The organism is Saccharospirillum salsuginis, from assembly GCF_014651855.1.
In the GTDB taxonomy this organism is placed as follows: Bacteria; Pseudomonadota; Gammaproteobacteria; order Pseudomonadales; family Natronospirillaceae; genus Saccharospirillum; species Saccharospirillum salsuginis.
Map to the genome: position 1 here is coordinate 429544 of NZ_BMXR01000005.1, position 19099 is coordinate 448642.

At 60.5% G+C, this 19099-nt stretch carries 13 protein-coding genes; 1 reads left to right on the forward strand and 12 read right to left on the reverse strand.

The genetic code is table 11. The annotated features are described in order from the left end of the window. Window position 1: 1 nt before the first annotated feature. The 12 genes from IE111_RS12295 to IE111_RS12350 form a co-directional block, all read right to left on the reverse strand. Window positions 2–8128 (reverse strand): hypothetical protein, encoded by an 8127-nt coding sequence (locus tag IE111_RS12295; protein ID WP_189609018.1) that lies wholly within the window; start codon window positions 8126–8128, stop codon window positions 2–4. A 136-nt stretch (window positions 8129–8264) separates the two neighbouring features. Continuing rightward, window positions 8265–9131 (reverse strand): peptidylprolyl isomerase, encoded by an 867-nt coding sequence (locus IE111_RS12300; protein WP_189609020.1) that lies wholly within the window; start codon window positions 9129–9131, stop codon window positions 8265–8267. Window positions 9132–9142: 11 nt separating this feature from the next. After that, window positions 9143–9949: a peptidylprolyl isomerase gene (locus tag IE111_RS12305; protein WP_189609022.1), complete on the reverse strand. Its 807-nt coding sequence runs from the start codon at window positions 9947–9949 to the stop codon at window positions 9143–9145. A 481-nt stretch (window positions 9950–10430) separates the two neighbouring features. Further along, window positions 10431–11051, reverse strand: coding sequence for a PEP-CTERM sorting domain-containing protein (locus IE111_RS12310; protein ID WP_189609025.1), 621 nt, complete (start codon window positions 11049–11051; stop codon window positions 10431–10433). Window positions 11052–11338: 287 nt separating this feature from the next. Further along, entirely contained in the window at window positions 11339–13120 is a 1782-nt protein-coding gene (locus IE111_RS12315) for a PPC domain-containing protein (RefSeq protein ID WP_189609027.1), read from the reverse strand. Window positions 13121–13273: 153 nt separating this feature from the next. Further along, the gene (locus tag IE111_RS12320) at window positions 13274–13477 is read right to left on the reverse strand and encodes a DUF3565 domain-containing protein (protein ID WP_189609029.1); all 204 of its coding nucleotides are present in this window, start codon (window positions 13475–13477) and stop codon (window positions 13274–13276) included. After that, window positions 13477–13932 carry a transcription antitermination factor NusB gene (nusB, locus tag IE111_RS12325; protein ID WP_189609030.1) on the reverse strand — a complete coding sequence of 152 codons (456 nt, stop codon included), beginning with the start codon at window positions 13930–13932 and terminating at the stop codon, window positions 13477–13479. The genes IE111_RS12320 and nusB overlap by 1 nt, the downstream gene beginning before the upstream one ends. A 3-nt stretch (window positions 13933–13935) precedes the next feature. After that, complete coding sequence (ribH, locus tag IE111_RS12330; protein WP_189609032.1) at window positions 13936–14415, reverse strand: 6,7-dimethyl-8-ribityllumazine synthase; 480 nt, start codon at window positions 14413–14415, stop codon at window positions 13936–13938. 10 nt (window positions 14416–14425) lie between these two features. After that, a complete protein-coding gene (gene ribBA, locus IE111_RS12335; protein WP_189609034.1) occupies window positions 14426–15553 on the reverse strand; it encodes a bifunctional 3,4-dihydroxy-2-butanone-4-phosphate synthase/GTP cyclohydrolase II in 1128 nt (375 codons plus the stop codon). Window positions 15554–15653: 100 nt separating this feature from the next. Next, the gene (gene ribD / locus IE111_RS12340) at window positions 15654–16769 is read right to left on the reverse strand and encodes a bifunctional diaminohydroxyphosphoribosylaminopyrimidine deaminase/5-amino-6-(5-phosphoribosylamino)uracil reductase RibD (protein ID WP_229805338.1); all 1116 of its coding nucleotides are present in this window, start codon (window positions 16767–16769) and stop codon (window positions 15654–15656) included. Window positions 16770–16795: 26 nt separating this feature from the next. After that, window positions 16796–17272 (reverse strand): transcriptional regulator NrdR, encoded by a 477-nt coding sequence (gene nrdR / locus IE111_RS12345; RefSeq protein WP_189609037.1) that lies wholly within the window; start codon window positions 17270–17272, stop codon window positions 16796–16798. 447 nt (window positions 17273–17719) lie between these two features. Beyond that, entirely contained in the window at window positions 17720–18043 is a 324-nt protein-coding gene (locus IE111_RS12350; RefSeq protein ID WP_189609039.1) for a c-type cytochrome, read from the reverse strand. A 128-nt stretch (window positions 18044–18171) separates the two neighbouring features. Here IE111_RS12350 and IE111_RS12355 point away from each other — a divergent pair, with 128 nt between their 5' ends. After that, window positions 18172–19074, forward strand: coding sequence for a hypothetical protein (locus tag IE111_RS12355; protein ID WP_189609041.1), 903 nt, complete (start codon window positions 18172–18174; stop codon window positions 19072–19074). The last annotated feature ends 25 nt before the right edge of the window (window positions 19075–19099 follow it).

Consider the following 19099-nt stretch of genomic DNA (forward strand, 5'->3'; position numbering starts at 1 on the left):
TTCATGAATCATTTTCCGAATTCTGTCCGGCCGGGGCAGGCGCCAACTCGGCAATGCGGACCAATAAAACATCCAGGGAGATCTCGCCGGCCAGATATCGCGCCAACAGAGGTTGGGCCTGTTCCGGCAAGAAGACGGCGCCGAACTGATCCAACACGGTCAATCGATGCGGCGGCAGCACTGCGGCCCGATGACCATCCCGTTTCACGACGCCCAACGGTTCAATCCGCTCGGTGCGCGGGTTCACGCCCATCAGCAGGCCCAGACTGCCGTCTTCGGGCAGGTAGTCGTAGCCGTTCTGCAGTTTGGGCAGTTCAAAGCTGATCGCGGCGTCGCCGTCCAGGGTGATGCCGAGCGGTTGCACCGAGTACAGCCAGTTCGGGGCAACCAACGGATGGGTCGGGTAGTTGAACCCGCCGAAGGTGTTGAACTGGATGTGAGCCGGGCCGGCGTTTCGGCCGTCGCGGAAGCTGATCGTGGCGTTGCTCAGGCCCAGCGAGACGGCGCCGTCCAGCAGGACATGCGCTTCCCCGCTGCTTAAGTAGGTGGAGCCCGTCTCGGGGTTCAGGAAACTGACCAGGGCAGTGCCCAGTTCGTTGTGACGACCGCCGTCGACCGGAACAGTAATGCGGGTCTCGCCGTAGCGCGGGTTGGTGCGGTCCGGGTTGATCCACAGGGTGTAGTCGCCGGTGGGCAGCGGGGGCTCACCGTCGGCGAATCCGAAGGTGGCACGACCGTCCTGGCTGATGGTCTCCCGGTCGCCAAGGCGCACGCGCAGGCCGTCGAGGGGGCGCTGGTACTGATCTTCGAGCCGCAGGCTGACCAAGGTGGGCAACGGCTCGGTCTGGTACTGGTAGCGGGTGAGCGTTTGGCCCTGGTAAGCCACTTCAACGCTCAGGGTGGCGTCGTAGGCCGGTTCGCGGGCGGGCTGAAACAGGAAGCCCTTGCGTTCCGGCAGCACCCGAATGGAGCCGGGTACGGCTTCGTGGTTGCGGGAGACGTCGACCAGCTGGTGGCCCTGGGCGTTGAAGAATTCGGTGCCCGGTTCGTCGAGGTTGCGCCAGGTTTTGCCCTGGGCGGTCTCGAACACGTCGATGGTCAACTGGTCGGGGTCGATCGGTTGATTGAAGAAGACGCCGATCGCCTCTTTGGTTTCCACATTATCGGCGCCGGACTCGGGCACGGTGCGCACAACGGCGACTTCGACCGACGCCGGCTCGTCGATGCGGAATAACCGAGGCTGGGCCTGCAGGACAACCTGATTGCCCGCATCCAATGCCTGGACGTCGATTCGGTAATCGCCCACCAGGCCATTGAGCATCAGTTCACCGCTGACCGTGGTCTGGTCCACCGTTAGGTCGGACCAGGCGGACGTCGCGTCACTGTTCCGGTCGACCCAGCGCGCCCGATAGGCGTAGCTGGCGGTGGCGTCGCTGGAGCGCAACACCAGTTGCACCGGGAACGGCTCGCCCTGGGTCACAAAGCGGCTGTCCGCGGCCGGCAGCAACCAACCCAGGTCCAGACTGCGCGTGGCTTTAACGACCCAGTCGTGACGGGTGCGGTTGCCGGCCAGGTCCACCGCGCTCAGGGACAGGGTCGTCTCGGATCCGATCGGCAGCGAAAGCGGCGCTTCAAAGCGGTATTGGTTTTCGGACAGGGGCGTCAGCGGGAGCACTTGACCGTTCAGCGTCAGGTTGGACAGGTTCGCGTCCGTGACCGTGCCGGCAAACGGATAGGGTTCTTCCAATATCTCGTTCACGTCCGGGTACTCGGCCAAGGGGCGCTCCAGGGTGACCACCGGTGCACCTCGGTCGATCTGGACGGTTCGCGTTATCCGCTGATTGAGCCCCTGCTCATTGTGGGCCTCGATAGTCAGGTCCCAGGTCGTAGATCCCGTCGGGACGGACAGGCTTTCTGCAAACCGGTAGTAGGGTGCGCTGGCTTGCAGGGCCACGGTCTCGCCATTGATGGTCAACCAGGGGCGGGTGTCGGACTCGATCTCACCGCTGACGGTGAGCCACTCGCCGGTGACCTGGGTACCGTCCGCCGGGGAGTTCACCGTCAGCGTGAGGGTTCCTTCGGTGGGCGGCTCTTCGGTCGAGGTGCGGTTCAGAGTCAGGCTGGATTGCAGTGTTTCATCCGGCGCCTGCACATGCACCGTGATGACGTTCTCGCCCTCGGCCAGTTCGATGCTCTGGGAACGTACCGAGAACTGCTCGGTGGCCCAGGCGCTGACCCGGGCTTCCATACCATTAATGGTCACGCTGAGGTCGCTCTCGGCGACGTCGGTATCCAGCAGACCTTCAACGACGATGCTGTCTTCGGTGACCCTCTGCCCCGGCTGGTGCGACAGCCAGGACCATTCCAGGCGGGTGGTCTGCAGTTCGACGGTAAAGGGGGTGGTGCTGGTGTTGCCGACGCTGTCTTCGGCGATCCAGGTCAGTTGGTTCACCTCCGGTGCGAGGGCAACGTCCACGCTGAAGGCGCCTTCGTTGACGGTCACATCGAAGCCGGCGCCGTCCAGGCTGTCGTTGATCAGTTGCAGTCTAGCCACATCGGCGTAGTCGTCGCTGACCGAACCGGTGATGGTCAGGATGTCCTGGTCCGTCAGTGCGGGGGCCGTCCACTCGACACTGGGGCCGGTGCGGTCGCCGGTGACGGAGAGGCTTTGCTGGGTCAGGTTGTTCAGAGCGTCAATGGCCTGAACCACAATGTCGTTACCGCCGGCCTGGATCGGGACGGTGACGCTGAACCGGCCGTCCTCGCCGACGGTGGCGCTCTGGTCGCCGACGGTGACCTGAACGGTGGAGGCATCGGTGACCTGGCCGGCGATGGCGATGTCGTTGGCCGCGGTGATGTCGGTGACATCGTCCAATGCCAGTACCGGGGGTTGGGTATCCAGGAAGACGGTCTGTTCGATGCGGGCCGGGTTACCGGCGGTGTCGGATGCCGTCAGAACCAGCCTATTTTGGCCTTCCTGCAGCACAATACTACCACTCAGGGTATCGCTTTCCAGTGTGCCGGTGACCGGTTGACCGTTCGCCGTCAGCTGATACGAGGCGATGCCGTTGGCGTCGACCAGGCGGGCGCGCGCGGTGTAGTCCGGGTCGTTGGTGGCCTCGCTGGAACTGAGCCAGGTCAGCTCGGGAGCCTGGGTGTCGAGGTGCCATTCTCGGGTGAGTTCGGTGCGATGGCCGACCGCGTCAACGGCCGAGAGGGTGATGGTATTGGTGCCTTCGCGCAAGGTGAGCGCCCATGAACGGGCGTCGTCCGTCACCGGCTGGGGCTCGCCGCTCAGCGTCAGCGTCTGGCCGGACAGGCCGGAACCGTCGTCCGTTGCCGTCCACTCGGCGGTGACGGCCGGTTCGTTGGTCAGGTAGTCCTGCTCCGGTGTCAGCGTCAGTGACGGGGGTGTGGCATCCATCAGAACGGTGAAGGGCCATTCGGCCGTCAGGCCGACGTGGTCGGTGGCGAGCAGGGTGCCTTCCAATACGCCTTCCGTCAGCGGCAACGACAGGTTGTATTGGCCTCCGGCCACGGCTACGGGCGTTGACTCGGTGCGGTCACTGCGTTGCAGGACCAGACTGGCAATGCCCGAGCCCATGTCGGAGACCCGCCCGGACAGGGTGACGGCCTCGTCGCCGGTTACCCGATCGCTGCTCTGCTCCGGTTCGATCACTGGCGGTGTGGTGTCCAGACCGGCTTGAACGGTTGCTTCAGCCGAGTTTTGAGCGCGGTCGAGGGCGGTGACGGTCAGGGTGTTGTCGCCCTCGGTCATCGTCAGGTCCAGGCTGAAGGCACCCGTGCTGTCCGGAGTCAGTGGGTGTGTTTGTCCGGCCCATTGGTAGGTCAGGCTGTCCAGCCCGCTGTTGTCATCGCTGATCCGGCCCGACAGGCGGATGACGCTGTCGTTCTGCCAATAGGGATCCGGCTCGGTCAGTTCGATCGTTGGCGCCTGCGAATCGAGATTGACCTGATAGGACAGCCGCTGTTCGTTACCCACGGCGTCCGTCGATACCAGTTCCAGCGTATTCGCCCCTTCCGCGAGTGCGAGGTTGGCCGAAAATCCGGCGCCTTCGGCTGTGTCGGTCAGGGTCAGTGCCTGGGCGTCGCCGTTCAATTGCAGGCTGACGTCGCTCAGGCCGGACAAGGCGTCGCTCACATCGCCGGTCACGGTCAAGTCGGATTGGTTGACCAGCAGGGGAACCGATACGTTCGTGAATCGCGGTGGCGTGTAATCGGCTTTGATCAGGAGGCTGTCCTGCGAGACATTCCCGGCTTGGTCCGTTGCCGTGAGCTGAACGCTATTGTCGCCTTCGGCCAGTGTCAGTTCCGACTGGTAGGCCCCGTCCAGCTGTTCGGCCGGTTGTTGCTGTCCAGCCAGGTCGATCGATACGTCCCGGACGCCACTGTTGTCATCCTGAACGCCATAGCGCACCAGCACCGTGGCGGCGCCGGTCCATTCGGCGAGCGGTGCCAGGCGTTCGAGGGTCGGCGCCTGGGTGTCCAGGTTCCAGGTCAGGGTCTCGGTGGCCTGGTTACCGACGGTATCAGTGGCCTGCACGCTCACGTCGTTCAAGCCTTCGGTCAATGTCAGGTCCAGGCTGGTGTCGGCTCCCGACAGGGTCTGCACGTCTCCGTTCAGGCTGAAGGTCTGGTCCTGCAATCCGGCCGGTTCATCGGCCAGGGTCACTTGAGCGGCTATCTGGACCTGGTTGGTCAGGTAACCGTCCGGTGGGCTAACCTGTATCGTGGGCGCGGTAAAGTCCGCCGTGACGGTGAACGGCCATTCCGTGGTCAGGCCTACGCCATCGGTAACCACCAGACGACCGGCTTGAACGCCTTCTGTCAGGTCAATCGTTGTCTGATACTGGCCATTGTTGACCGCCACGTCACGGGGTTCGGCCTCTCCAGGCCAATGCAACACCAGAGCGGTGACACCGGAACCGGCATCGTTGACGGTGCCGCTCAATGTCCATTCGGAGGATCCGGTCAACGGCTCACTGGATTGCTCGGGCGACAGGACAGGAGGCGTGGTGTCGAGTGCGATGACGACATCCATAGAAACCTCGTTGCCGGCCAGATCCGTGACGGTGAGCGCCACGGCTTGTTCACCTTCGACCAGCGTCAACGGCAATGAGAAAGTGCCGTCAGCCTCCCAGCTCACGTCACCGCTTTGGTCTCCGTGTTCATAGACCACCGCCGTTACGCCGCTGTTGTCATCGGTCACCTGCCCGGCCAGTGCATAACCGGGCTGCGCCTGCCAGTAGGGATCGGGTTCCACGACATTCAACACGGGTGCTGTGGTGTCGAGATTCAGGGTGCGGGTCAGCGTGCGTTGGTTGCCGACCGCGTCCGTCGCTGTCAGGACCAGTTCGTTGGTGCCTTCGTTCAGGGTCAGATCCGCGCTAAAGGCAAAGACGCCCGCTTCGATGTTGGACGTCAGCGGAATGTCCTGGCCGTTCAAGGTCAGGTCGAGTGCAATGCTCGTCAGGTTGTCGCTGATCCGCCCGCTGACCGCTTGTTCCGCGCTATTGACCAGTTCCGGTACCAGCACCTCTTCGAAACGGGGCGCGGTCACATCCGACAGCAGCGTCAGGGTGGTGGCGCTTGCATTGCCGGCCACATCGCGTGCGTTGACGACCAGTGTGTTGTCGCCTTCGGTCAGCGGAACGTCAAATTGATACTCGTTTCCGGAAACAACCGGCTCCAGGGTGTGCGAGGCGGTCGTCAATTCGACCGACTCGACACCGCTGTTGTCGTCGGTCACGCGGTAGACCACGGTGGCGCTCGTGGCGGAGGTCTGGTCGCTGTCCGGTTGCAGGCGGGACAAGACAGGCGCCTGTGAATCCCGATTGATTTGGGCGTCTACCGTGGTCTGGTTGTCCCAGTTGTCCGTGGCCGTGACGATCAGGCTGTTCATACCGCTCGTCAGTGATACCGGGGCTACCCAAAACCCGTCGTCGTTCAGTTGCATCGGAGCGGATTCATCCGTTGTGGTGTTGGTCAATACGACGGACTTCAAACCGGAGTATTCATCGGCGGCATTGGCCAGCACATCGACCTGGGCCTGGCGCGTCAATGCAGGAGCATGCTCGATACTCACGGTGGGCGGAATGCGATCCGGGTAGTCGCTGGCGTCGTTCGGGTCGGTACCGGAGGCGACTTCGTCCTCGTTGTCGAAGCCGTCGCCGTCCCGATCCGGATCGCTGTTATCACCGATGCCGTCGTTGTCCATGTCGGCCCATTCGGTCGGGTCGTCGGGGAAGCGATCGTCTTCGTTCAGGTAGCCGTCGCCGTCGCGATCGTCATCCAACGCATCGGGAATGCCGTCGCCGTCCAGGTCGGGCGGTGTGCTGGTCGGGTCATTGGGGTCGAACCCCAGTTCTTTTTCATAGTCGTTGCTGATGCCATCGCCGTCCCGGTCCGGGTCGCGTCCGTCGTACACACCGTCGTCGTCAATGTCGCAATAGGTGCCGAAATCCAGTTGCCAGACGGCGTCGGGGTTATAGTTAACGGTGGCGTAAGGACGCAATGAAATGCGGGCTGAAGACAGAGCGCCGTCAATATGCCCCTGGGACCGAACGCGATCATCGCTGTAGACCAGCGCGGCCAGGCTGGCTTGATAGCTGATGTCGACCGTACCGGCGACATCCAGCAAGACCCGGGAGGCATCGCCTTCCCCGGTTTCATCCGTGTTGATCCGCCCATAAGGCAATACCGACAATTCCCCGTCCAGATGCAGCCGGACGGTGCCTTCGCCGTCGACACGCACCACCGCACCCGGGTCGACGCTCAAGGAATCGAAGAAGTAATCACCCGGAGACAATCGAAGTTCGGACCGGCTCTGCAACCAGACATCGCCCGCCCGGAACCCGTCGGCTCCACCCTTGATGACAAGCGACGCTCGGGGCTGAATGCGGATGAAGCGGTAACGTTGAGAATCGTCCGCATGCAAGGCACGTTCGGAGCGCGGACGAACGCGCAACCGCTCATTGCCGTCCAAAGCGGGCACGTCAAAGTCCGGCAGGGATTGTGACGACTGCCCCAGGGCGTAACAGGATCCGGTTTCGCAATGACTTTCGTGCGTGAACGGGGGTTGGTCGATACGCCCTGTCAGCAACCCGAACGAGGACGGGCTCAGCAACTGGGCGTTGTACCCGAACTGAATCACGCCATCGGGCGCATGGGTCTGTAACCCGTTGGTGAAGGTGTTGGTACAGGCGTTGGCATCGAGCGGGTCCCACGCATCCGGCAGGTCGGGGGTCTCCGGGTCCTCCGGCGGTTGGGGAATGCTGGTTGCGTCGAATGGATCGGATCCGGCGCGATCTTCTACGAAGTTGTAGTAACCGTCACCGTCCGCATCCGGATCGACACCGTCCGGTCGATGGTCACCATCGAGATCGCGCATCGGGCCAAAATCATTGCACAGCCCATGCAACAGATCTTCACTGGACAACGGAATGCCGGAAATACGGCTGCCGAAGTCCAACTGGACGTCGCCGCCCGACAACCGGCCGAGCATCTCGGAATACGTCCCCAATCGCACGTCGCGGTGACTGTACCCGGTGGCCTGGACGCGGTTGCGCCCCCAAAACCGCGCTCCCTGATGGCCGATGAACACGACATTGTCGGGCTGATCCGCGATGAAGTCGGCGCCATAGCCAAATTCCAGGGGCTGGTTCACGAACAGCCGAACGCGGCCTTCGCCGACCACTTCGACGCGACCGTAAGGCTGAACCGTCAGTTCATTGATCCAGTAGTCACCCGGCGCCAGGCGGACTTCGCCAAAGGCGCCGATACGCAGTCGATCGATAATGCGCAGCGGCACAGACCGGTCGAATTCCAGATGAGCGCCATAAGGAACGTCCACGGTGGCGAACTCGATACCTTCGCGAACGACGGTCGGGTTGGGCTGCAATACCTGAAGGGAGAGGTCTCTGTCGCTCTCACTGAAAACGAACGCGGGCAGTGTGAGTGGTGTGGATGCCTGACCGGTGGAGGAACAGGCCTGACCTTCACAGGCGCCCCACCAGCGAGATTGACGAATTGATTTGGACGGCAGCGGATCGGGCTCGGCCAGCTCCGCCCCATAGGCCAACCAGAGCCGCTGGCCGTGACTTTGCACAGCCTCGTCCCATAGGCCATGGCATTGCCCGGCCACCGCCGGCAATGAACCCAACATTAACCAAACGGCGAAAACACCGATCAGCCTTGACTGTACACCCTTTCCCTGACTAAGTCTGATCATGACCTCGCCTGTTTTAGTCGTATCGTCGTTCGATAGTGCTGTCCGACAGGACATCCTCGGACACTTCCGAGATGGCCTGCTTCAGTTGATTGGCCGCCAGCCGCCGACGAATATCGGCGCTGACTTCACCCAAGGGTTTCGGGGGGATCCGGTCCACACCCAACACGCGGATTCGATAGGCGGTATCGCCTTCCACAATCACCCCGGTGACCTGGTCCGTGCCAAGCGGCTTGATGGCGGCACGCAGCCTGGCGGACAGTTGATCGTTGGCGGCAACGCGCATATGTCGAACGCTTCCGTCCGCCTGTTTCTGGCTCCAGGTCGCCCAGTCATCGCGCTCATCCACACGGCCAAGCAGTCGGGCCGCTTCGGCCGCTTGCTGGCCCTGCTCTTCGAAATTAATGCGCAGAACTTCCAAGCGTTTAACGCTGGCGGCGCCAAAGTCTTCCAGGTGGTTTTCGTAATAAGCCTTTACGGCTTGGGCGCTGACCGGTTCAGGCGTGGTGACCTGATCGAGATAGGCGGCAATGAGCTTTTCTTCCCGATACGCCTGAGTGGCCAGTTCAATCGAGCGAAGCGTATCCGCATCCAGGGATTGTTCGGCGTGCTGGGATAAGGCGCGGGAGGTGATGAGACTTTCACGGATATTGCGGAGGGCGCGCGCATCGACAATCTGGTCGCCGAAAAATCGATCCACCGCGGCTTCGAACTCGTCGTCGGTCAGAACGGAGTCGTTGACCGTTGCCCAACCTTCGACGACCTTCTCGGCTGATTCGTCGACTGTCGGTTCGGTTGCGGTGGCGGGTTCTTTATCGCTGCAAGCCGTCAGCAGGACGCCGGCGGCTATCCAGATTCCGGCCCATCGAGACCATCGATACATCAGTGGATCCCTTACTCATTAATGGAGACATCGAGGGTCGACTTGAGTCGCTCGACTTCAGCGGCCCTGGCGCGGTTGCGTAAGCGATATCGAATATCACCCTTCACCTGATCGAACGGCAGGGTCTGGGTTCTGACCGGCTCCACCAACTTGATCAAATGGTATCCATATTGGGTTTTTACGATGTCTGAAACAGACTTGGCTTCCAGCGAAAACGCCGCCTTGGCAAAGGCGGGATCGATCGCGTTTTCGGTGATCCACCCCAAATCGCCGCCTTGCGGGCCCGACTGAAGATCCTCGGAGAGGGATTCCGCCACGGTTTCAAACGACTCGCCTTTCATCAGCTGTGCCTGCGCATTGCGCGCCTTTTGCTGGGCAGCCTGCTGCTCGGCTTCAGTCATGGCGTTGTGCGTGCGGAAGACGATATGGGCGACGTGGGCCTGTTTGACCTGAAACTCGGAAGGATTACTGTTGTAGTAGTTGTTCAGGGCGGTTTCATCGACCGTTTCGTCCAGATAATTGGACAGATACCGATTGATGATCATCTGCGTACGGAATTCTTCGAATTCGGCCTGCAACGCACTGTCATCGATCAGGTCGCCTTCCAACACCGCTTGGGCGAGCGTTTTCCGCTCCAGATACTGGTCGCGGGTCTGCTGGACACGCTCGGTATCGGATGGGTCGATGCGTTTGAACTCAAGGTGGGCTTCAAACTGCTGTCGAGTAATCTCTTCTTGGCCGATGGTCGCCAATTTGTCTTCGCTGGAACACGCGACCAAAAACAGTACCGACAGGTACTTCACTGCTTTCAGGTCCATTTACCCTACATCTCCTTTGACCGAAGCGTCATGCTTCCGTCCATTTTTCACACAACAAGGCTGCGCATGTTCTCACATTTAAAATGCACTGTCAGCCTTCTGTAAAAACTCTTCGATGAATTAATCGAAAATCAAGCGTCCAGATATTAAAGGAGGACATCGAGGACTGAGGTTTGGCTGGTTAGCCCACGGCACTACAGGGCTTAAGGGGGTTATAACCTAGCCGAACGAGCCAGGGAATTGCAGGGTTTATAGATCAATACACAATTCCAGCGCTATCAGATAAGCAAATATTATTACCCGGGAATTATTTTGCTCAACGTGACACTGCCTGAGTGAGGCAAGATCACTGCTCTCAATTGCTATAAAGTCACAAGAAGCAAGCGGGACAAAAAGATTCGATAAATACCCGAAGCCCTGCTCAGTTCGACCGATGATACTCTGGAACCTCCGGTGTATTAAGACTTCGGGTATTTGCATGTTATAAAGGCGACATTCGCTTCCTGCGTGCCACGACCAGCCCGGCCAACCCTAGAACCAGAATGCCCAAGGTACTTGGCTCGCTGACCATAGCCAGACTTGGAACACTCTGGTAAATCAGGTTATCGACCCACAAATCGTCGCTGTCCGACTCGGTATCGATGATGGCGTAAGAAACGTCGTTCAGGCCATAGTCGACTCCGATGAAATCGCAGGGATAGTTGAACAGCTCGTCCGGACAGCCATCCATGTCATAGGTACTCATGGTATAGCTTTCAAGCAAGGCACCGGAGCTATTGTAGAGCGACAACGAGGTATTGGTGTGAGTGGACGTGAAGTTCATACCCAGCGCGGAAACAGGCGCCAGGAAATCCACGCGAATCGCCAGACTGTCCGACCCGTCTCTGTAGATCGGGGCGGAAAAATCCGGATAGGTCCAATAGGATGAGACTTCCCCATTGGAAAACCAGGCATTTCCATCTCCAGCCGTGGTTGAGCCGACAACGTCCCCATCAAAACCATAGTGAATGGCGGTTCCACTAAAATCAGTCACATCGACGGGAATGGCGGCGGCACTGCCCAAGACAAACGACACGAGTACAAACAAATACCTTTTCATCATATTCTCCTTCCTTAGTCGGCATTCAGATTGTGCAATCATAATGCCTCAAATGTAAGGCACTGTTTTGTGAAGTTTATTGCGAAAATGTAACTAAAATGCACTCCTCTATGTAAAGTTTCCCGACTCATTCCAGCCGAAATTTCTGTCTGTAATACTCGACTTTTAATGAAATACCACCAAGGTGGCTAAAGGCTGATTGGCTGCGAAAATAGTCATTCATTTTTCGCAGCCTGGCAAGAATTAAATAGCCACCACATGCAGGTAGCAATCAGTCGATTTGTACAACCTTAGTTCAAATCTGTGACTTCGATCACAATCACACCCGAACCATAGCTGTCATAACTGGATACCTCCACCCGATAGGTTCCGGCTTCCAGGTAGTCATCCACCATGGCATCGGTATTGCCGCCGCTGTCGTCATCGGTCAGCGCCACACCCTGACCACTGACGTGCAACATCGTGTCCACGGCGCCGGAGCGGGCGAACACCTGGACTCGACCCGGGTTATCGACTTCGAGGTCGTACACCAACGGTTGGCCGTCGGACATGGTGCCGTAAACGCGATCACCGACCTGAAGGGTGCCGCTGTTCATCATGCGGCCGCTCAACGGCTGTTGTTCCACGCTCAGTGTGAACAGGCCATTTCCGGAATAGCTGCTGACGCCGATCTCGTAGGTGCCGGGCTCCAGCACGGTTTGCAGCAAGGCGTTGTAGCCACCGCCGCCGTCATCGTTGCTCTGGCTGACACCCTGGCCGGTCAGTTCGACGAAGCTGTCGAAACTGTCGGAGTCGACGGCGATGTTGATTTCGGAGGTCTCAGTGACGGTCAGGGAATAACGATTGATGTCGCCGGACTGCAGGCCGCGCACCGTGGTGCCGGGTTCGACCGTACCCTGATTCTGCAGTTCCCCTTCGAATGGACGGATATCGGCGGTCAGCCGGTATTCGCCACCCGGTTCGTCGCCGTAGTCCTCATAGCTTTGCACCAACACGCGGTATTCGCCGGGCAGCAGCAGGGTGTTCAGTTGAGAGTTCGTGTCAGCCTCGGTGTCGTCGTTCTCCATTTGTACGCCATTACCTTCGACGGCCAGAATGGTATCGAAATCCTGCGAGGACAGACTGAGCGTCACTTCAGCAGGCTGCTCGATCACCAGGCGGTATTCGTTGTCGCGCTCGCGGCGAATGCCGGTGATGTCGTCGCCGTCGTTCAACGGGCCACCGTTGCGCATGCCTTCCGGCAGTTGCTTGGTCTGGGTGCTCAGCAGGAAGAAGCGCCCGTCGTCGACTAACGCCTGACCGCATTCGCCAGCCGATTCCGGCATGGCTCCTCGTTCTCCGGCGAGCAGGTCCAGGCTGTAGTCACCCGGCTGCAGATAGGTGGTCATTCGCAATTCACTCTCACCGCAGCGTTGTGCCTGGTCCAGAAACCCTTCGCCGCGAATGGTCAATCCCAGCGAACGGCTGGCATCCAGCAAAACAAGATCCAGCTCGACCGGATGATCGACGTGGAATGCGAAGTTGGCCTGGGCCTGGTCAGCCCCCATACGCCCCTGAACGGAACGGCCAAGCGTCAGAGTTTCACCGATAGCCTGCGGCGCCGGCAGTACATCCAATCGGTAGGGGCCGTAGGCGCGACGATCCTGACCGTTTACCACCAGCAGTCGGCACTCACCGGCGTCCGGACCAATCAGAACAGGGCCTCGCTCGCCCCGGCCTTCCTGGTCGGCCAGGGCCAACAGGCGACCCTGGTCGTCGAACAGGCTCAGGCGGGCATCGAACGGAGCTTCGAACCAGTACCGGGTCAAGCCAGTGTCGGCTTCGCCACACAAGCGATGCGCGGAATAACGGGTCCCGTCGTTCAGGTTCGCCGGGCTGGTGGCCGTCAATTCGCCCATCAAGGGGCTACCCACCGCGGCTTCAGACGCGCTGGACGGGCCGTTTTTGAGTGAAGGGCCGGCACAGCCGGACAGGATCGCCGCGCCGGCGAGACCAGCCGCAAGGGCCAGGGTTCTAGAGTGGTTTGAACGGAAAGCTTCACGTCCCTGAGAGAATCGGGGCAGGATCGTCACACGCTGTCTCCTTACACGAATGTGGAATAGTCACCGGCCACTGGCCGATACTGCGGAAAGCTTCGGACTATAAGGGGGTTTCGGGAAGGGGTAAAGCGCTGCCGCGGGTCGACTCGCGCTTCGTGACGGAGCTCACACTGCGTGATCGTCGCGCTACAGGTCCGGCAGTGCGCCCTGATCGCATTTTTTGCAATTCAATTTAAAACCGAGCATCGAGTCCCGGCCTTCGGGCGTGGTCACCCAGGGCCGGTTGAACCAGGGTGGCTGGTGTCGCACATGCTGTTTGTGCCGACACGCCAATTCCGCCACCCAATGGTCTTCCTCGTCCTTATGGTAGCCAACAATCGGTTGTTCCATTAACTCTTCGGCTGGCGCCCGGCATTGACTTCAGGCGCACGCAGGGCCTGGGCCAGTTTATCGAGCACGCCGTTGACGTACCGATGGCCTTCGCTGGCACCGAATACCTTGGACAGTTCCACGCCTTCGTTGATGATCACCTTGAACGGCACGTCGACGCGATGCATGAACTCGTAAGCCCCCATGCGCAGAATGGCCAGTTCGATCGGGGTCATCTCGGCCGTGGGCCGGTCGGTAAACCGTTCGATCTGTTTGTCCAATTCCGTCAGGGAGGTCGGCACACCGCGCAGTACTTCGGAGAAATACTCCCCATCGACCTTGGTCATGTCGTGGTCGGCGATGAACTCGGCCTCGATCTGGTTGACCGGCGAGGACGACACCTGCCATTGGTACAGCGCCTGCAGCGCCAGGCGACGGGCCTTGCGGCGGGCCGCCATGGAAGGTCGTTGACTCATGCCTTATGCCTCGATCTGCTTGAAGAGGTTGACCATTTCCAGCGCCACCAGCGCTGCCTCGGCCCCTTTGTTGCCGGCTTTGGTGCCGGCACGCTCGATCGCCTGCTCGATGGAATCGACGGTGAGCACGCCGAACACGACCGGGATATTCGCGGTCAGCGCCACCGAGTTGAGGCCGCCGGCGGCTTCGCCCGCCACATAATCGAAATGCGGCGTGCCGCCGCGGATCACCGCGCCCAGGGCGACAACGGCGTCGTAATTATCGGTCGCGGCCAGCTTCTGGCAGACCAGCGGCAGTTCGTAGGCGCCGGGGGCGCGCACGATGGTGATCTGGTCGTCCTTGATGCCGTGGCGCTTGAGCGAATCCAGCGCGCCTTCCAGCAGGCTCTCGACGACGAAGCTGTTCCAGCGGCCCACGACGACGGCGTAGCGTGCGGCGTTGGGCGAGAAATCGCCTTCCAGGGTTTTGATGTTTGCAGACATGGTGTTTCCTTCAATCGCTCTCGGCGTTGATGTATTCGGTGACTTCCAGATCGAAGCCGGAAATACCACCGAACTTGATGGGTGAGCTCATCAGACGCATCTGACCGATGCCGAGCTCGCGCAGAATCTGGGAACCGGTGCCGATAGTGGTATAGGTTCCGTACTTGTCGACGTTCGGGTTGCGCTTCCGGCCCCGCTCGTCGCTGTGGTAGAGCGCCATTTCGGTCATGACGTCCGGCGCCTGCTGCACGTCGAGCAACACCACCACACCGGCGCCTTCCTTCGCCACCCGCTGCATGGCGGCGGCCAGGGTCCAGCCGTGGCCCTTGGGCGGATGCACCCCGAGCAGGTCACGCAGGGTCTGTGCCACATGGACACGCACCAGGGTCGGCTCGTCCGGCTTGAACGGCCCGCCCAGCGTGAGCGCCATATGGGTGCCACCGACCAGGCTGTCGCGGTAAACGTGAACGTCGAATTCACCGGCCTGGGTGTTCAGCGGGCGATGATCGATCCGTTCGATGGTGCGCTCGTTCAGAATGCGGTAGTGAATCAGATCGGCGATGGTGCCGATGCGCAACCCGTGTTCTTTGGCGAAGACTTCCAGGTCCGGACGGCGGGCCATGGTGCCGTCTTCCTTCATGATCTCGACGATGGCGGCGGCCGGAATCATACCGGCCATACGTGCCAGGTCACAGCCGGCCTCGGTGTGGCCGGCCCGGCTCAGTACGCCGCCCGGCTGGGCACGCAGCGGGAAGATGTGTCCCGGCTGGACGATGTCCTCAGGTTTGCTGTCCGGATCGACCGCAACGCGGATGGTGCGAGCCCGATCGGCCGCCGAAATACCCGTGGTGACGCCTTCGGCCGCTTCGATGGAGACGGTGAACGGGGTACCGAAGGCCGAGCCGTTGTCTTTTTTGACCATGGACTCGAGGCCGAGGTAGTCGCAGCGCTCGCCGGTCAGCGTCAGGCAGATCAGCCCGCGCGCCTTGGAGGCCATGAAGTTGACGATCTCGGGGGTGATCTTCTCGGCGGCGACGATCAGGTCGCCTTCGTTCTCGCGGTCTTCGTCGTCCATCAGCACAACCGGCTTGCCCTGCCGGATGTCTTCAATGATGTCTTCGATGCTGTCTAGTGCCACAGGCGGCCTCACTGCTTGGATCATGGGTTGGGCAGGGAGCGTATTGTACACGGGATGCGCACTGAAACCTGCCCCTAAGTCGGATGTTGGTGCCGGTTTTTCAAGCGGTGTCGGAAACCGTCACTGGTCGCAGTCGCCAGCGCAAGTCCGCGCCGATCTGTCGGGTATCCACCGGCACCAGTTGAACGGCCTGCGCCAGTGACGGAATGGACCAATCGAGCAAGGGCCGGACATTGGCGCCGAGCAACTTGGGGGCCTGGTACAACAAAAGCTCGTCGATAAGGCCGGTTTTAAGCAAGCTGCCGGCCAGGATGGCCCCGGCTTCGACCCAGATTTCGTTGTATCCCTGCTCGCCCAGCCAGTCCATCAATGCACGCAGGTCGAGCTGGCCGGTGGTCGACTCCAGCGGCAGCTGGGTCAGATCGGCACCGACCTGCCCCAGACGGGCCGCCGAATCGGCATCGGCCTGCGGGCCATGCAGGATGCGCACACGGCCGTTCGACTTGAACAGACGCGCCTCGGCCGACGTTCTCAACCGGGTATCGAGAACGATACGGTCGGGCTGGCGAGTCACGTCGGGCAGCCGCACATTCAGTGACGGATCATCGGTCAGGACGGTGCCGACGCCGGTCAGAATCGCGCAGCTGCGCGCCCTGCCCAGCTGGACATCCTGGCGCGCTTCGGGTCCGGTGATCCATTGGCTTTCCCCACTGGCCAGGGCCGTGGCCCCGTCCAGGCTGCTGGCCATCTTGAGCGTCAGCCAGGGGTGACCGGTGCGCATGCGCTTGAGAAAGCCGCGATTCAACGTCTCGGCATCTTCGGCGAGGACACCGGCGCGAGTGGCGATGCCGGCCTCTTCCAGCAGGGCAAGCCCGCGCCCGCCGACCTGGGGGTTGGGGTCTTCGATGGCGGCGACCACCCGACCGACGCCGGCTTCGATCAACGCTTCGGCGCACGGCGGCGTTCGGCCATGGTGACTGCAGGGCTCAAGCGTTACATAGGCGGTGGCACCGCGTGCGGCGTCACCGGCCTTGGCCAGGGCATGAACCTCGGCGTGGGGCGTGCCCGCCCGCTCGTGATACCCCTCGCCCACCAGGCGTCCGTCCCGGACGATCACACACCCGACCCGGGGGTTAGGTGACGTTGTATTGAGCCCTTTTTCGGCCAGTCTGAGGGCTTTGGCCATCCAATAGGCGTCGTTCTGGTAGTCGGTCACGTCGGGTCTCTTCAGTGGCGCCGAATTCAAGAGGGGTCGTTGTCCGATGATTTCTTGCTTTCCAGGCGATCGATTTCGCTGCGGAACTCGCTCAGATCCTGGAAACTGCGATAGACGGAGGCGAAACGTACATAAGCCACCTGGTCGAGTTCGCGCAATTCGTTCATCACCGCCTCACCGACACGGCGCGACGGCAACTCACGTTCGCCGCTGGCGCGCAGAGCCTGTTTGATGCGGGCCACCGCCGCTTCCACTTCTTCGACACTGACCGGGCGTTTCTCCAGAGCCCGCTGCAAGCCGGCCCGCAGCTTCCGTTCGTCAAACGTCTCGCGGTTGCCGTTTTGCTTGACGATGCGGGGCATCACCAGTTCGGCGCTTTCATAGGTGGTGAAGCGTTCGCCGCACAGGTTGCATTCCCGACGGCGGCGCACCTGCTCCCCTTCGGCGACCAAACGGGAATCGATGACCTTGGTGTCTTGTGCTTTACAGAATGGGCAATGCATAACGGAATGGACTCGAACAGAACACAGTGGGCGATGGAACGCCGTGAGTGTACTTGGAATGCCCGTCGTTGGCGACAAATTCACCGCCACATAAGGATTGACTTTTAACGAAGCCGACAACCATCGGGGTTTTCCGGAGGTGTTTATTCACACTGGCCGCGAATACCTCCAACGGGGGTCAAGCGGACGGCAGGCTGGCTATTATTTGACCTGAAAACACCTATAAACCATTGTTTTGATTAGACTTTTTAGTGGTGATCAATTTTTAACCAGATTGTTGTAACAGGATAGTCATGCCGATTCGACCGCTCTATAAAGAGTCTATGCACAAAGTTATCCACAGAAAATGTGGATGAACCCGGCAAAGCCTTGAGCAGTGCGGGTTTCACCGATGATTCACATCGGGCTCTCCGGCGGAGCGACCGGTGCGCTCCGCCGGAATCGTTTTCAGGAGCCCGGTTCGAGGCTGGCGTAATAGGCGGCCAGGTCTTCGATGTCCTGTTCGGATAAACCGGCGGCCAGCCCCCACATCACAGCGGCGTTGCCGCCCTTGCGTTCCTGGCTCTTGTAAGCCTTCAGGGCGCTGATCAGATACTGCTCCTTCTGGCCCGCCAGATTGGGATAAATGGGCGTCATTGAGACACCGTCTGAACCGTGGCAACCCGCACAGGTCGCGGCTTTGGATTTACCAGCGGCCGGGTCACCCTCGGCGAGGGCTTTCCCACCCGCCAGCGCCAAACACAACGCCATCGTCAAGGTCGTTTTCGTCATAATCACCTCTGTCGTTTACGATTTTTTTGCATGAATGTTCAAAAGCTAGAACCGGATCACCGTTTCAGGGCCAGTACAGCATACAATGACCGACCGTGCCTGAATTGAAGTTGAACAGGATTATAACGATGTTTCGCGCTGTACGTCTGTCGTCACTCCCCTTATTGACACTCGCCGCCGCCCTGCTGGCCGGCTGCGGCCCCGAATCCAACAGTCGCTATGGCGACAGCTATTGGGACCCCTGGGACACCAAGGACACCTTCGACCCGGTCGAGGCGCCAAGCTACAGTGTTGAATTCGTCGACACCGACGACAGCGACGGTGAGGAGATCTACGAGGCCCGCATCACTCTGGATGCGACCGAGACCTACGAACGGGTCGACTATGGCTTCAGTTGGGGATTCATACGCGGGACTAAAGAGCGGGAGACGCTGGATCCTCTCGGCGCTTCGAGCGACCTGCTGCTGGTCTACGAGCAGAACCCGGATGACCCGGCGGAAGACAATCGCCTGGTCGCGACGACCCCCGGGCAGTACAGCATTGTCTTCGAAGGCGAATCCGAAGGACCACTCGGCAAGGTCACCTTCCGCTTTGATGACCTCAGCTTTACCCTGCCGGGCTGCCCGACCACCTTCGATTATTATGCCGACTACGTCGACGATACCCTGGAAGTGTGCGCCGAATGTCACCGTACCGGTGATCCGGCGGGGCAACTCGAACTACCGATCAATGATCTGGAAGACCGGCGCCAAAACTTCATCAATCACGTCAACAACCGGATCGAAAGCACCGAAGACGACCTGACTCTGCCGGAATGGGCGGTCAACCCCAGCCACCTGGGCAGCTCGACCATTTCCGAGAGTTCCGAGGAGTACCAGAACCTGGCCACCTTTGTCGCCATGCTCGAAGAAGTGAAGGCGGGATTGGACGATGGTGTCGATCTGACTTCGGGGAACAATACGAACGGTAATGAAGCGCCGGCCGAGTTCTGCTTCGCCAAACCGAGCGGTTTCGCCTTCACCCAGGAATGATGAAGGCTTCCGCCGCAACGCTGTT